10 protein-coding genes are annotated in these 14,975 nt (G+C 71.5%); 4 read left to right on the top strand and 6 right to left on the bottom strand.

Going from position 1 to position 14,975, the window contains the following annotated elements; all coding sequences use genetic code 11:
• Window positions 1-200: 200 nt before the first annotated feature.
• The gene (locus tag ACZ45Z_RS25215) at window positions 201-1,850 is read right to left on the bottom strand and encodes an HAL/PAL/TAL family ammonia-lyase (protein WP_468366497.1); all 1,650 of its coding nucleotides are present in this window, start codon (window positions 1,848-1,850) and stop codon (window positions 201-203) included.
• A 1,455-nt stretch (window positions 1,851-3,305) separates the two neighbouring features.
• On the opposite strand from ACZ45Z_RS25215, the gene ACZ45Z_RS25210 reads away from it, so the two are divergent.
• Window positions 3,306-3,740, top strand: a complete 435-nt coding sequence (locus tag ACZ45Z_RS25210; protein WP_468366532.1) for an SMI1/KNR4 family protein — start codon at window positions 3,306-3,308, stop codon at window positions 3,738-3,740.
• Window positions 3,741-3,854: 114 nt separating this feature from the next.
• On the top strand, window positions 3,855-5,435 hold the full coding sequence (locus tag ACZ45Z_RS25205; RefSeq protein ID WP_468366495.1) for an SMI1/KNR4 family protein: 1,581 nt from the start codon (window positions 3,855-3,857) through the stop codon (window positions 5,433-5,435).
• Window positions 5,436-5,596: 161 nt separating this feature from the next.
• Here the strand turns inward: ACZ45Z_RS25205 and ACZ45Z_RS25200 are convergent, their stop codons facing one another.
• On the bottom strand, window positions 5,597-6,490 hold the full coding sequence (locus ACZ45Z_RS25200; protein ID WP_468366493.1) for a LysR family transcriptional regulator: 894 nt from the start codon (window positions 6,488-6,490) through the stop codon (window positions 5,597-5,599).
• 122 nt (window positions 6,491-6,612) lie between these two features.
• Between ACZ45Z_RS25200 and ACZ45Z_RS25195 the strand changes: the two genes are divergently transcribed.
• Window positions 6,613-7,791: an aminotransferase class V-fold PLP-dependent enzyme gene (locus ACZ45Z_RS25195; protein WP_468366490.1), complete on the top strand. Its 1,179-nt coding sequence runs from the start codon at window positions 6,613-6,615 to the stop codon at window positions 7,789-7,791.
• A 197-nt stretch (window positions 7,792-7,988) separates the two neighbouring features.
• Window positions 7,989-8,594: a response regulator transcription factor gene (locus ACZ45Z_RS25190; RefSeq protein ID WP_468366529.1), complete on the top strand. Its 606-nt coding sequence runs from the start codon at window positions 7,989-7,991 to the stop codon at window positions 8,592-8,594.
• Here the strand turns inward: ACZ45Z_RS25190 and ACZ45Z_RS25185 are convergent.
• The 4 genes from ACZ45Z_RS25185 to lanKC all read right to left on the bottom strand — a co-directional run bounded on the left by ACZ45Z_RS25185 (window position 8,484) and on the right by lanKC (window position 14,951).
• A complete protein-coding gene (locus tag ACZ45Z_RS25185) occupies window positions 8,484-10,334 on the bottom strand; it encodes an ATP-binding cassette domain-containing protein (protein ID WP_468366487.1) in 1,851 nt (616 codons plus the stop codon). The genes ACZ45Z_RS25190 and ACZ45Z_RS25185 overlap by 111 nt on opposite strands.
• Window positions 10,335-10,342: 8 nt before the next feature.
• Window positions 10,343-12,082 carry an ATP-binding cassette domain-containing protein gene (locus tag ACZ45Z_RS25180; protein ID WP_468366485.1) on the bottom strand — a complete coding sequence of 580 codons (1,740 nt, stop codon included), beginning with the start codon at window positions 12,080-12,082 and terminating at the stop codon, window positions 10,343-10,345.
• 112 nt (window positions 12,083-12,194) lie between these two features.
• Window positions 12,195-12,317 carry a SapB/AmfS family lanthipeptide gene (locus ACZ45Z_RS25175; protein WP_468366483.1) on the bottom strand — a complete coding sequence of 41 codons (123 nt, stop codon included), beginning with the start codon at window positions 12,315-12,317 and terminating at the stop codon, window positions 12,195-12,197.
• A 6-nt stretch (window positions 12,318-12,323) separates the two neighbouring features.
• Window positions 12,324-14,951, bottom strand: a complete 2,628-nt coding sequence (gene lanKC, locus ACZ45Z_RS25170) for a class III lanthionine synthetase LanKC (protein WP_468366480.1) — start codon at window positions 14,949-14,951, stop codon at window positions 12,324-12,326.
• Between the last annotated feature and the right edge of the window lie 24 nt (window positions 14,952-14,975).

Here is a 14,975-nt window from a genome sequence, read left to right as displayed (position 1 = left end):
GTTCCTCTTCCGCAACGAACTGGCCGCTCACTCTTCCTAAGAAGGTCTCAACGGGAGAGTTCTCAGCAGCGCGCGCCCCCGGGGGGCGGGGCCGCGCGGAAAGGTGCGGATGCGGTTGGGTGGTGAGCCCCCGGGCCGGTGCCGTGCGGGGCTGTGGGTGCCGTTGCGACGCCGTTGCGACGCCGCTGTGACGCCGTTTCTCAGCCCCTCGTCGGCTGTAGCTCCCCATGGCTGACCAGCTTCTCGGCGGTTTCGACGTCCGGAGTCATCCAGCGGTCGTCACCGAGTGCCGGTACGTGGTCACGGAAGCGGCGGTGGAGTTCGGCGGTCCCCTTCGCCAGGTGCAGGCCGCCCATCTTGGGAGCGGCGAGGTCGATGCCTTGGGCGGCGAGGAGGAACTGGACGGCCAGGACCGTCTCCGCCCTGGCGAGATTGTCATCGAGGTTGCGGACCGAGGCCATGGCCATCGTGTTGTGGTCCTCCTGACCGAACTTCTCCGGCCTGGAGAGCACCCCGGCGGGCATCGCCCGGCTCTGCATCTCAGGGATCAGCGCGGCGCCCACCGTCTGAACCTGCACCATCCCGGAGTTCAAACCGACCGGCTCGGCCGCGAGGTTGTCCGGCAGGCCGTAGCTCCACTTCGAGGAGATCAGCCGCCCCGACAGTTCATGGCTGAGCACCGCCACGTCGGTGATCTGCGCGTTGAGGGTGTCGAGTGCGTGCCCGATCTGCGCCCCGTCCCAGTTGCCGCCCATCACGAACTCGAAGGCGCCCTCTTCGTTCTCGAACAGCAAGGGGTTGGAGGTCGAGGCGTTCGCCTCGCGCCTGATGATCGTCTCGGCCTCGTCCAGAGTCTGCCGGACCGTGCCGACGATGTGTGGGGCCGCACGCACGGACACGGCGTCCTGCACCCGAGGTCCCTTCTCCCCGAACTGCCGGCGTCCCCGCTCCGTCATCCACCGACTGCCTTCGGTCAGGGCACGCAAGCCGGCCGCTTCCTCCTCCTCGGCCGGCACGCGCCGCTCGGCATGGGTGCGCGCGTCCAGCGATCCGGACTCGGCCCGGGTCGCCTCTAGGAACAAACCGAAAGCACCGTCGAACTGATCCAGAAGCTGCTCCGCCCGATCAACCGACGCCGCGTAGCGAGCGGTCAGCACACCGCTGCCGCTGATCAGCGGCAGCGCCTCGCCCGCCTCCAGCCGGAACGTGGCCGGCAGCCCGGCTTGGCGCAACACCGTCGCGCTCGGGCGGGCGGGGCCTCCCCGCAGCCGGGCGGGCGCGCCGTCTCCGGTGAGCACCAGCCCGGCTGCCGCCATCGGCTGCAGGTCACCGGTTCCCAGCGAACCGACCGCGGGCATCACCGGCGTCACGCCGGCGTTGACCAAGGCCAGCATCCGCTCGGCCATCTCGGGCCGCACCCCCATACGGCCGCGAGCCATGGCGTTGGCCCGCAGCACCAGCGCGAGCCGGGCCACGCCCGCCGACAACTCTTCCCCGACGCCGGCCGCGTGCGAGCGGAGAATCCTGCGCTGGAAGTCACGCTGCTGCGCTTCGGTGAGCGCATGGTCCTTCAGCGGGCCCAAAGCCTGATTCCAGCCATAGACATGCTGTCCACGTTCCAATGCGGCCAGCGCCCCCTCACGGGCCTGGCGCATCCTCGCGGCGGCCGACGGTGCCAGCCGCACCGGCCCGGCCGAGCCGCGTAGCACCGCTCTCATCTGCCCCATCGTCAGATGGCCGCCGTCGAGCGTCACCGTCGCGGACCGGGAAGGCGCCACCGAGTGTGCCACGGCCTGGGCTTGCGCGGGCATCGGCTCCGCGGACCCCGTCAGCAGCACCGCCACGGCCATAAGAGCGGCTCCCCAAACCGCCCGGCGCTTTGTGGAGACTGAGCGGTATGCCCCCGCGGACCTCCAACGGGAATGCGGTGGTCCGGCGATGAGGAAACGTCTGCGCATCCGGCGCGGGAGAAAAGAGTTCACGCCGTGAGCATCGGCACATGCCGCGCATTCCTCAAAAAAGTCCTACCGCTTTTCGGGCAGGCACAGACCGCAGCCGACAAGCACCGTTGCGGGCGGAGTCGCCCGGCCGAGCCCGTCTTCCGTCTTCCCCGCCGAGGAGCCGCCACGGACGGTCCTGACGGCGGCGGGCGGCGGGCGGCGCGTGCCGTCGGCCGCTGAGCTCGGGTGCGCGGTCTGGGAAGGAGGTGTGCGGATCCGCGCACCGGCCCGTGGCCCCGCCCGCGGCGGGGGGCCCGGCGCAGGTCGGCCCCTATCGGCTGCTCGGGCGGCTGGGGACCGGCGGAACGGGCCCGGTTTGTCTGGCGAGTTCGGCCGAAGGGCGGTTGGTGGCGGTCAAGGTGGTCGTCGGCCGCCTGGCCCTGGAACCCGGGCTTCGTGACGGGCTGCGCGACGCGGTGGCCGCCCATCAGGCGGCAGAGGGGGGGCCGCTTGGCTCCCGTCGTTGACGTAGGCGTCGATGGGGGACCCGATGTCGAGGCACCCTGGGTGGCCACCGAGTACCTCGAAGTAACCTCGCTGGAACGGCTGATAGCCCGGAGCGGTCCGCTGGCCGCAGACGACGTAAGGGAGTTGGCCAGGGGGCTCGCCGAGGCTCTCGCCGGGCTGCACGAGGCGGGCGTGATCCACCGTGCTCTCACGCCGTCCCAGGCTGATGACCCGGGCGTGACCGAGGCGTCGGACCGCGCGCCATTACTCCGGCACCGTGATCCGCTCCGCCGGACGCGTACGGTACGAGCACGACGACCTGGGGCGCCTGACCCGCACCACCCGCGGGACCCTCTCCGGGCAGTCCCGCAACTGGTAGGTGAAGACACGGCCCGGCGCTTCGAGGCGATCGTCTCGGACCTGGTCGGCACGCCCACAGAACTCGTCGCGTTCGATGGGAAGTTGACGCCGCTGCGCGGGACCGGTCTGTGACACGCCGGCGGCACGGCCGACTGTCCCCTGCGGTTTCCCGGCCAGTACCACGACGGATCGACCCCCGCGGTCTGCTCGCCAACGAGCCGAGCGACGTCACCTGGGGCGGGCGTGTGCTCTACGGTCCGACGCGCGGCTTGGCGGATCGAACAGAACCGGGGCAACTTCGTGACCATGCGGCTGCCCTTGATCCCCGACCGTCGTGCCCATGGGCCGACCGGGCCGCCGTATCCGCCGTGCACACCGCAGACAACCACGAGGACACCGCATGACGTCGCCCCTCACCCGCCTGACTGACCTGGTCACACCTCCCGGGCCCCCACCGCCCAGGGCTGGGCAACCGCGGAAGAGACCCTTGGAACTCGCCTGCCGGCCGACTACAAGGAACTCGTCGACACCTACGGCGGCAGCTACTGGGACGGCTATCTCTACGTCCTCGAACCAGGCTGCCCCAACAACAACTACGACCTCCTCGACTGGGCGGAGCAGCAGACCGAAGCCCTGGAAGACCTCTGGGAGTTCGAGGAGAAGCCGACCGAGCTCACCGAGGAGGGGACGCGCGTCCTGCCCTGGGCCACCACGGACAACGGGGAATGCCTGTACTGGCTCATCCGACCGGGCCAGGAACCGGCCGAGTGGACCGTCCTGGTCAACGAAGCGCGAGGGCCCCTCTGGGAGCACTTCCCGGTCACCTGCACGCAGTTCCTGGTCGACGTCCTGACCGGCGAGGTGCGCTCCGGGCTGCTCTCGTCGAGTTTCCCGCCCGCCACGCACACGGTGGAGCCGTTGCGCCCGGTCTGACCGGTGCTGGTGCTGGTGCTGGTGCTCCAACCGGCGGCCCCGGATGCCGCCCGGTCTCCCTGTCAGTGGTCGCTGCCATGATGCTCGGCAACATCGACAGCGCGGGAGCAGAGCATGATGGAGCAGGCGGTACGACCCATAGTCGAGGCGATCGTCGCGAAAGCCCCGAGCGGCTGGACGCAGGCGGTGCTGCACAGCCAGGCAGGGCGGGGCGGGACCTCGGTGACCGGCGGCTATGCCGTGGAGAGCGAGCGCTGGAACAGTGGTGTGCCCAACCCCTTCGTGGAACTCATGGCACTGGCCGAGACAGTGCGCACCGACCGCGACTGGGAGCCCGTCAGCCTGGAGATCCGGTGCCGCCCGTCCGGCGAGTACCGGCTCGTCGCCTTCAACGACGCCGTCACCCGGGTGACCGGCACGGACAGCGGCTTCCAAGTGGTCCTGGACCGCGACTACCGGTTGCCCCAGCCCGGCCTGCATCAGGAGCCCGGCACCGCCGCGCCGGCAGGAGACGCCGAGCTGGCCGTGGCCCGCTTCCGCGCCTACCTGGAGCGGCGCGCCGCGATCCTGGGACACCCCGACGAGCTGCCTCCGCCCGCCACGGCCGCCGCAATCGAGGAAGCCGAACGCCGCCTCGGCCGCCGTCTGCCCGCCGACCTGCGGGCGCTCTACACGCTCGCCGACGGCGACGGCATCGGCTACGAGAACCGCTACCTGTTCCAGCACAGTGCCTGGCTGTCGCTGGAAAGCCTCGTCGCCGAGAACACCGAGCGCTCCGTGTGGGGCCCGAGCGAACGGCCCTGGTTCGGCTGGGACCTGGAATGGGACGGAGTCGTCTTCGACACCACCCCCTCCGACACCGTGCGCCGCTGCGGCGGCCACCCCGGCTGGTTGCGCTTCGCCACCAGCGAGGACGGCAACTATCTCTCCGTCGACACGGTCCCGGCCCGGGGTGGCCGCCCCGGCCAGATCATCGGCACCGGCCGCGACTACGACGACGGACCTGCCTACATCGCCGACTCGATCACCTCACTCCTCGGCCACTACGTCGAGCTGCTGGACCAAGGCGCATACGAGAAGGACGGCGAATACCTCTCCCTGCGCGAACCCGCCCGCGCTTCCGCGCCCCGGCAGATCATCGGCGGGATCCCCGACGAGGTCCCGCCCACCCTCCAGGCGATCCACATCAACGACGCCATCGGCCGCGTCGACCTGACCCCGCTCACCGCCGCCCCCACGCTCCGCCGACTGCACCTCAACCGCTCCACCACCGCCGACCTGACGCCGGTGCGCGAACTGCCCGTCGAATCTCTGCGCGTCGCCCTCGACGACGGAGATCTGACCCCGCTCGCAGGCCACCCCCACCTCGCCTCCCTCGACCTGACCACCACCGCCCCGGCCGACCTCTCCCCGCTGCGCACCGTCCCCCACCTGCGCGGCCTCGACCTCTCCGCGGCCGACGTCCCCGACCCGGCCGTCCTGGCCGACCTGAGGGAGCTCCGCTACCTCTCCCTCACCGGACGCCAGTGGACCACCCTGCTGAACGAGGGCAGAGTGCCCCCCGCCCTCACCGCCGCCCGCCTGGCCGAAGCGGACGCGTCCCTCGACGACGCCCTCGCCTGGGCAGCCCGCCTCGGCCTCAACACCGAGAACGCGCTCCGCGTCACCGGCACCCTGAAGACGGTGGGCGGGTGAAACGCACCGCCCCGAAGACGACGCCGGTCGCCGTCACTCGCGTTCCATGCCGGACATGGCCGCGAGCACGGTGAACACGAGGGTGGGGGGGCGTGCCGGCCCGCCGGACGCCGGCGCCAACACGTCCCCGGAGCCGGTGTCGGGTAGAGGTCGTGCGGCGGTTACCCGGTGCGGGCGGGCAGTTCGGCGATCGCGTGGCGGATCGCGGTGAGGAAGGTCTGGATCAGGGGGTGCTCCCCGGCTCCGGCGCGTACGGTCGCGAGCACGGTGCGGGTGTGGCCGGCGGAGCCGTCGAGGACGAGGCCGGGGGTGCGGTCGAACCACAGCATGTCGGGCAGGAAGGCCACCGCGTGGCCCTGCTCGACCAGCCGTACGTGGACCAGCATGTCCGCGGAAACGTAGGCAACGTCCGGCTCGAAGCCGGCGGCGTGGCAGATGGCCGTCGCCCATGCCCGGACGGGCGTGCCGGCGGGTTCCATCACCCAGGGGCGCTCGGCCAGATCGGCGAGCGACCCCACGGGTACGGCGGTTGCCAGTCGCATGGCGTCCTCGCACAGCAGGTGGTGCTCGAACTCGGAGGCGCGGGCCGGCCGCGCATGCCCGGGGAACGTCTCGTCGATCACGAGGTCGAAGTCCCGGGTGAGCAGACCGGGCAGCGAGGTGTCGGGCTCGGCCTGCGTGGCCTGCACCTTCATCCGAGGATGGTGCTCCCTCAGCCAGGTCAACGCGGCGGGCAGCAGTGCGAGCATCGCGGTCTGGAAGGCCGCCACCCTGATCGTCCCGGATACCTCCCGCAGTGAGGCCGCGATCTCCGCCTCGGCGCGCTCCAGTTCCCGCAGCGCCTTCTCCGTTCGGGCGACGAGGATCTCCGCCTGCGGAGTCAGCCGGACGCCCCGGCCTTCCCGCTCCAGCAGCGGCGCGCCGACCTCGGACTCCAGCAGCGTCAGTTGCTGGGAGACGGCCGAGGGGCTGTAGGACATGGCCGAGGCGACAGCGGCCAGCGTGCCGCGGTGCTTCAGCTCCCGCAGGACCTCCAGGCGACGCAGGTTGTACACGCCCCTCCCTCTATCCATCATTTTCTTTGACCTGTCTCCTCCAGAAACATTCACTTTACTGAAGGGAGGTGCTTTGGGACCGTGAAGGCAGGGCAGCACCGCACAGATGGGAAGCAAAGGGCATGGATGTCGAAGCGCTCCGTCAGGACACCCCGGGCACCGCGAACCGGATTCACCTCAACAACGCGGGCGCGGGCCTGCTGTCGCGGCAGACGCTCAAGGCCGTGACCTCCCACCTGGAGCTGGAGGCCGCGATCGGCGGGTATGAGGCCGCGGGCCAGGAGCGGGACCGCATCGACGCGACCTACGGGCACATCGCCCGACTGGTGGGCGGCCGGGCGGACGAGATCGCGCTGTTCGACAACTCCACCCACGCCTGGAACGCCGCGTTCTACTCCATGACGTTCAAGCCGGGCGACCGCATCCTCACCGGGCGGGCCGAGTACGGCAGCAGCGTCCTCGCCTACCTGCAGACGGCCCAGCGCACCGGAGCCGAGGTCGTCGTCGTCCCCAACGACGAGTCCGGCCGGCTCGACACCACCGCCCTGGCGAACCTGATCGACGACCGCACCAAGCTGGTGGGCATCACCCACGTCCCCACCAGCGGCGGCCTGGTCAACCCGGCCGCCGAGATCGGACGCCTCACCCGCGCCGCCGGCGTTCCCTTCCTCCTTGACGCCACCCAGTCCGTCGGCCAGTTCCCCGTGGACGTCGCCGAACTCGGCTGCGACATGCTGACCTCCACCGGCCGCAAGTTCCTGCGCGGCCCACGCGGCACGGGCTTCCTCTGGGTGCGCCCCGAGGCTCTCGCATATCTGGAGCCGCACGTGGCCGAGACAGCCACTGCCACCTGGGACGGCAAGCGCGGCTTCACCTGGCGCGATGGCGCGCGGCGTTTCGAGACATGGGAGGTGAGCTACGCCAACGTGCTGGGGCTGAGCGCCGCCGTCCAGCAAGCCCTGGACGTCGGTATGGACGAGATCGGCCGACGCGCCCTCGCCCTCGGCGCGTCTCTGCGCGACCGGCTGGAGGCCGTGCCCGGCATCACCACCTACGACCTCGGCCGGCAGCGTTGCGCGATCGTCACCTGCAAGGTCGACAACATGGCCACGGCCGCTGTCGCGGACGCCCTCGCCGGACACGGCATCAACGTCAGCACCACCGACCCGATGCAGACCCAGTTCGACACCGAGGACCGGGGCGTCCACCCGCTGGTACGACTCTCGCCGCACTACTACAACACCGAGGCCGAAATCGACCGCGCAGTCGGGGTCCTCGCCGAACTCGCCTCGGCCCGCTAGCCACCCGCGCTCCGACCCGTCGGCGCCGTCGTCGGCCCGTCCGGGCGTCGTCGCGACCCATCTGTCGGGTGGAGCGCGGTTTCGCACAGTTGGCCGGAATGCCGGGATATGCCGTACGGCTGGAGATAATCGCCCGACGGAGCACAACAGGTCAGAGCGAGATGCGCAGGCCGTTCAGCGGCCGGGTGGGAGCGACAGTGATCCGCGTTCTTCTTGTCGAGGACACCGGCCTGATGCGCGGGGCGCTCGCCGCCCTCCTCTCGCGCGAGGACGACATCGACGTCATCGCGGAATCCGGGGGGAACGGTCAGGTGCTCGCCCGGGCGCGGTCCTACCGACCCGACGTGGTGGTCATCGACGTCGATTCCCGGCGGGGCGAGCAGTTGGCCACGGCGCAGGAGCTGTGCGCGCGGCTGCCGGAGTGCAGGACGCTGCTGGTGACCGGCTCGCCGGCGCCCGGCTCCCTGCGGCGGGTGCTGGCGTTGCACGCGCCCGGCCTGGTCGGGAAGAACGCGCCCGCCGAATTGCTGATCGAGGGAATCCGCAGAGTCGTGCGCGGGGAACGGTTCATCGACCCGGAACTCGCGCTGCTCGCGATCGATGCGGCGGAGAACCCGCTGACCGCGCGGGAGCGGGAGGTCCTGCGGCTCGCCGCGGACGGCATGCCGACCCGGGATATCGCCGGCCGGCTCTCACTCTCGGTGGGCACGGTCCGGAATCATCTGACGGCGATCACGAGCAAGGCCGGAGCGCGCAACCGGATCGACGCGATCCGGATCGCGCGTGAGGCCGGTTGGCTCTGACCCCCAGTGGCCGACCAGATCGCGGTAGAGCGCGGAGTCGGCCATCAGTTCCGCATGGGTGCCCAGTCGGGCGCGCGCCCCGTCCAAGACCAGGATCCGGTCGGCGCGCAGAGCCGAGCTGATCCGGTGGGCGCAGACGATCAGGGTGCCCGGACGGCGGGTGAAGGCATCCTCCGCGACCGCCTCAGCCGCCGGGTCGAGGTGGCAGGTCGCCTCGTCCAGCAGCGCCAGGCGCGCGCCCGGGAGGAGTGCGCGGACGAGGGCGATCAGTTGGCGTTCGCCGGCCGACAGCTCGCGTGGGTCGAGCGGCGCGTCGTAGCCGCCCAGGCGCTCCACGAGCGGCCGGGCGCCGATCGCGCGCACCGCCGCGTCCACGTCCGCCTCCGGGGCAGCGGGTGCGAGATAGCTCAGGTTCTCCCCCAGCGTGCCGCTGAAGACATACGCCTCCTGGGGGATCAGTACGCGGTGCCGGGCCAGTTCACCGGGGTCGCGGCCGTCGGTGGCGCCGCCGTCGCCGGTGCCGTGCAGGGTCCGGACGGGCACGCCGCCCAGCCGTACCTCCCCGGCCTGCGGTGCCAGCACCCCGGCGATCAGCGCGGCGAGCGTGGACTTCCCCGCGCCGCTCGGGCCGACCACCGCCAGGTGCTCGCCCGGTTCGAGTACGAGGTCGAGGTCCTGGATCACCGGTTCCGCGGAACGGGCGTAGCCGAAGGTGACGCCGCTGAGCTCGACGGCGGATCCGGGAGACCGCCGTGCCTGGGCGGGGGCGGGGCCGGCGCCCGTGGGGGTCTCCGTCCGCGGCACCTCCGCCGCCTCCGTGATCCGGCCGATGGTGACCAGCAGCCAGAGGCCACTGCCGCCGACGCCCTGGGCCAGGCCCTGCAGGGCCGGTTGCAGTCCCTGCGACACATAGGTGACCGCGCCCAGGATCGCCCCGGCCGTCACGCCGTTGCGCACCAGCCAGGGAGCTCCCACCAGGATGAGGACGAGGGGCACCCAACCGCCGAACCCCAGCGCGGCGGTTCGTACCGCGGTGAACCGCGCCAGGGCCCGGGCCGCCCGCGCGGCGGCGTCGATCCGTTCACCCGTCTGGTCCCGCACGCGCTCCTCGGCGCCACTCGCGACGACGTCCCGCAGCCCGCCGGTCACCGCGCCCGCGGTCTCGGCGATCCGCTCGTCGGCCAGGACGACCGCCCGCTGCCGGGCGGCCATCGCCCGCAGTGCCGCGACGAACATGCCCAAACCCGCCAGGAGCGGCGGCACCACCAGGACGAGCAGGGCGGGATCCAAGGTGGCCAGCCCCAGCAGGACGCTCACGGCGGTGACCGTGAAGGCCTGTACGAACATGATCACGGCGCCGTACGCCTCCCGGGCGATCTCCACATGCTCGGTGAGGCGTGCCACCCCAGCGGTATCGGCGGTCCGGCCCAGCCGTGCGGAGCGGTGCAGCGAGCCGGTCGTCACCAGGGTGACCAGCTCGTCCCGGAAGGGTTCGATGAGCGCCGCCAGTCCCAGGGTCACCTGCCGGGTGCCCCAGGCTCCGATGAGGACGGCGCACGCCAGCAGGGCCAGCCAGGCGAAGCCCAGCGAGGTCCGGCCGGCGAGGAAGCCGTCGTCGACGGCCCGGGCGACCGCGAAACCGCTGAGGAACACCGGTATCGCCTGCACCAGGGACCAGCCCGTGAGCCGGATGAACTCCCGCCGCCGCCGGTGCAGGGAGGAGCGCAGCAGGCTGCCCACCCGGCCCTTCACCGCGTACCCGCCGAGTCCACGGCAGCCTCACGGAGTTCCTCGTCCGAGGGGGGAGCCGCGTGAAACGCTGCCCGGTACTCGGGGTCCGCCCACAGTTCACGGTGCGTCCCCCGCCCCCGCACGCCGCCATCGGCGAGCCACAGGACGAGTTCGGCCCGGGCGGCGGTGGAGGCCCGGTGCGTCACGATGAGGCGTGTGCGGTCGGCCAGTGCGCCGGTGAGCACCTGGCTGATGTGGTGCTCGGTCACGGTGTCGAGGCTGGCGGCGACGTCGTCCAGGATGAGGACCCGACCGGCCTGGGCGAACGCTCGTGCCAACCCGACCCGTTGCGCCTCCCCGCCGGAGATCGGCGCGTCGGTGAGCCGCGTGCGGTAGCCCTCGGGCATCCGCCGGATGAAAGCGTCCGCCCTGGCTGCCGTGGCCTGCGCGGATATCTCCTCCGCGGCGACGCGTCGCGGCCCGAACCCGATCGCGTCGGCGAAGGTCTCGCCGAGCAGCACCGGTCGTTCGAAGCCGTACGCCACCGCCCGCCGCAGCTCGCCGCGCTCCAATCGGCGCAGCGGCACGCCGTCCAGCAGCACGTCGCCCTCGTCCGGGTCGGCGAGGCGCCCGGCCAGCGCGGCCAGCAGCGACTTGCCGGACCCGGAGCGCCCCACGATGGCGACCTGGGCTCCGCCCGGCACGGAAAAGTTGAGGTCCCGCAGGACGGCGCCACCGGCGCCGCGTACGGTCACGTGCCGGAACTCCAGCCGCCCAGGCCCTTCGGGAAGGCGTTCGCGGCCGTACTCCATGGGCGGTTCGGCGAACACTTCCGCGAGCCGCGCCGCCGTCGCGCGGGCGAGGCCGAGCCGGTTCACGGACGACACCACTGAGCTGATCCCGGTGGCTATGGCCACGTAGGCGCCGGCCGCGAGCACCTCGCCCGGTGTGATCCGCCCGTGTGCGAGTTCGAGACCGGCCACCGTGAGCACGGCGACTTCCAGCAGCGGAACGACGAGGTCTTCCCGCGCCGAGACCCGGGCGAGCGCGCGCCACATGCCCAGCCCGTGCCGGTGCAGCTCCGGCAACGGCGCGAGCACGCGTCCCGCCTCGCGTTCCACGGTCCCCGCCGCGGCGATCGTCCGGATTCCGCCCAACGCGTCGACGAGCCGCGCGGCGATCTGGCCCTGCGTGCCGAAGTACCGCTCGTTGATGTCGGAGACGTCGCGGAGGAAGGCGCGGACCAGGAGGACCAGCAGCGGCAGCCCCACGAGGAACGTGAGGCAGAGCCACGGGTCGATGAGCGCCAGGGCGACGATCGCGCCGATCGGGGGGACGAGGTCCATGACGGCCCACACCAGTCCCGACGCGACCTGTCCTGTCCGGGCGGTGTTCCCCACCAGTCGGCTCACCAGGTCTCCCGCGGTGAACCGGCGGGTGGCGCGCGTCCCCAGCGCGAGCAGGTGGGCCAGCAAGGTGTGGCGGAGCCAGGCGACGGACCGGGCCTCGGCCACCTTGGCCACGAGGTCGTCGCCGGCGTCGCAGGCCATCAGGACGAAGATCATCGCAATGCTCAGCGCCAGCCACGCCGTCGAACCGTCGCCGCTGAGCACGGCGTCGACGGTGCGGCCCATGGCGGTGGGCAGCACGAGGTAGATGCAGGCGAGCAGAACGGACGTCACCGCCAGGACGACCACCCAGCCACCGCCGCGCCGTGCTGCTGCCAACAGCAACCGGTCCGCCACGCGTCGGTCCATGGGTTTCTCCCGGTGGTCCCGGCAGTGGCACGCGGTCACCGCGTGCCATTGACGGATCGGTTACCCCCTCACGGGGCGAAGGCGCGCTGGGCGTCCCCGCCCCTGCGGTGTTTCAGCAGAACAGCAGGCTGAAGGTGCTGGTGCCGCCGAAGCAGTGCTTGCTGTTCGCACTGTGGCCCGGACGGTGGTGGCCCTCAGTGCCGATGTCCATCGCTTGCAGGTCGAGGAGCGCCATGCCATTTCACCTCCTTCCGATGAGGTCGGGCGATACGAAGAGGCTTGGCCCTGCCGGGTGTTCAGCCGGCAGTTGCGGGCGGAGGAACGGCAGATATGCCGGGCCGTCGTTCAGCGCGGCGCCGAGGGCGAGCAGTACGCCGGCGCTGCCGGTGGCCAGATCCATGGAGAGCCGCAGCAGCTCCTCGCCCGGGAAGACGAGCCGACCCTGGTGGGTGAGGGCATGCCGCGCCAGTCGGCGGATGTGGGCCGCGACCACGGGGTCCCGCTCGGCGGCCGTACCCGGGGGATGCGGACGGCTGCGGTGCAGAATCATTCCGGCGAGGCCGTCGAAGAGCCCCGGCTCGATGTAGAAGCCCGCCGCGGCCGCCTTGTCGATCGCTGCGGCTGCCTCCACGAACTCGTCGTCCTCGCGGTGCGCGAGGTAGTCCTGGAGGACCAGGCCGATCCCCACGCTGCCGTCCGCGAGGTAGGGCATGGTCCGCCAGCCCTCATTGACTTCCATGACGCCGTCCTCGCGGACCACGCATCGGCGCAGGTCCTGGCGCAGCGCTGTCGCGGCCAGATCGAGGAACTCCGGGTCGCCGGTGCGCTCGTGGAGCCTGAGGAACATCAGCGCGGGCCCCGTCGAGCCTCCCAGAAGCCCCGCGTGCGGGTGCTCGCCGCCGCTGGTCTCCGGGACACCGTCGGCCGGGCCCAGCCGGTCGGCCACCATTCCCGCCACGTCGACGGCGGCGTCGTGGAAGGCGGCATCGCCGGTGACCGTCGCGAAGTGCGCCAGGTTCAGGCCGATGCCCGCCAGGCCGCCCTTCAGGTCGAGGCCCAGTTGCTCCCAGCGCTCGCCCGCGCACATGTCGAGGACCTTCATCGCCTCGCCCCGGTGACCGAGGTGGTCGAGGACGTACGCGATGCCGTGCAGGCCGTCGTAGAAGCCGAGGCGCGTGCCCCGCTCGGGGTGCACGGCCCTGTGCACCAGCCACTCCTCGTGGTCCGGGTGGCGTCCGGCGCCGGTCATGTCGAGCGCGTACAGCACCCCGGCAGCACCGTACGCGACGCCCAAGCCCCCGCCGGGCGAGGCGAACTGCTCGATGTCGCCCGGGAAGAGCCGGTCGTCCCGCTGCGGTGTCGCACTGGCCAGAATGGCGGCGGTCAGGGAGTCACGGGCATCCGCCCAGCCGCGCCGGTCCGGCTCCAGCCGTGGTTCCGCGTCGGCGCCCGCCGACATCCCGCGGCCACCTGTGATGACCCGCACCGCCTCGTCCAGGAACCCACGGGGGACCGGGAACAATCGCGCAGCCTCCCTGGCCAGTTGTCCCGCCTTGGCCTCGTCCAGCGAGAGCAAGCCGTTCAGCGGCAGGAACAGGCGGAGCCTCAGGCACGCCAGGGCGTATCTGTCGATGGCGAAGCCGGTCATGTCTCGCGGGGCGATGAACCCCGCGGCAGCGAGGTTCTGGGGCCGCCTCTCGGCGACATCGGACGCGCCCTCGAAGTCGATCAGCACCACCCGGCCGTCCGGACGGACCAGCATGTTGCGCGGATGCACATCGCCGACGACCAGGCCCCGTTCGTGCACCGCGGCGATCGCCCGCTCCACCCGGCGGTGCGTTTCCACCGCCCAGGAGGTGTAGTCGGCAAGCACGGCGTCGTCCGTCCGCGGCGACGTAAGGGGGTAGCGCTCGACGAAGAGAGTGTCGAGATCCGTCCCCTCGACGAACTCCTCGACCAGGAAGTGGTGGTCCCCCACCACGAAGTGGTCATGCAGCTCGGGTACGCAGTCGAGACCGCTCAGCCGCTCCAGTACCTCCCGTTCGCGGTGCAACCTGGTGACCGCATCCGCACCGTCCGCCGTGAGTCCCGCGTACGGCCGCGCCTCTTTCAGTACGACACGCTCCCCGGTCCGCACGTCCCGACCGGCATACAGGCCGCCGCCGTTCGAGAAATGCAGCGCGCTCTCGAAGCGGTACGGCAGGTCCGCGAGGGTCGCGCTGTCGCGCTCGGCCAGGTGCGGAGCGAGGAATGCGGGCAGGTCCACCCAGTCAGGCACGTGGAAGGACGGGCCGCGCACATCGGGCACCAGTCGCCCGGAACCGTCCTCGATCGCCAGTTCCGCCTCCCCGTCGGAGGAGACGCAGTACCGTTCGGAGAAGGCCCCGTACCTGACGTACAACGGGCCGGTACCCCAGCGCAGGTCGCTGAGGATGTACGGTCCCGGCCGACCGCTCAGAACCGGACCCAGCTCGGTGAGCACACTCTCCAGCTGGGCCTCGTCCACCGGGTAGATGGTGACGAATTTGCCGCTCGACCCCCGGTGTGCGTACTTCGAGTTGGCGATGTGCAGGGCGTCCACGCTGGGGAGGAATTTGAACGAGATCCGGCGCGGAATGCAGTAATCCCAGACCGCGGTGAGGATCTCGGCCGCGTCGTCGAGGCACGCGGAGACGTGGATCTTCCAGCCCTGCTGGGGAAGAGTGACGCCTTGCGGGTTGCAGGCCACCCAGTCGTCTTGCTCGGCACGTACCCAGGAGTCCGGGAGCGGGCATCGGCCCTGTTCGAACCCGTTCTCCCCGCGCGCACGCCTGGGCGTGTCGTAGAAGTCGGGGTCGAGGAGGCAGTACACCTCGTATCGTCTGTCCACCTCCGCCTCCCGCCTCCGGCCTCC

Source organism: Streptomyces sp. NPDC031210 (genome assembly GCF_055570395.1).
The sequence above is the reverse complement of the archived record's forward strand: the minus strand, read 5'-3'. Positions and strand labels throughout refer to the sequence as shown.

Coding starts and splice junctions, on each gene's coding strand:
- ACZ45Z_RS25205 (WP_468366495.1), top strand. CDS start 3,855: ATGATGGAGCAGGCGGTACGACCCATAGTCGAGGCGATCGTCGCGAAA.
- ACZ45Z_RS25180 (WP_468366485.1), bottom strand. CDS start 12,082: ATGGACCGACGCGTGGCGGACCGGTTGCTGTTGGCAGCAGCACGGCGC.
- ACZ45Z_RS25195 (WP_468366490.1), top strand. CDS start 6,613: ATGGATGTCGAAGCGCTCCGTCAGGACACCCCGGGCACCGCGAACCGG.
- ACZ45Z_RS25215 (WP_468366497.1), bottom strand. CDS start 1,850: ATGGCCGTGGCGGTGCTGCTGACGGGGTCCGCGGAGCCGATGCCCGCG.
- ACZ45Z_RS25175 (WP_468366483.1), bottom strand. CDS start 12,317: ATGGCGCTCCTCGACCTGCAAGCGATGGACATCGGCACTGAGGGCCAC.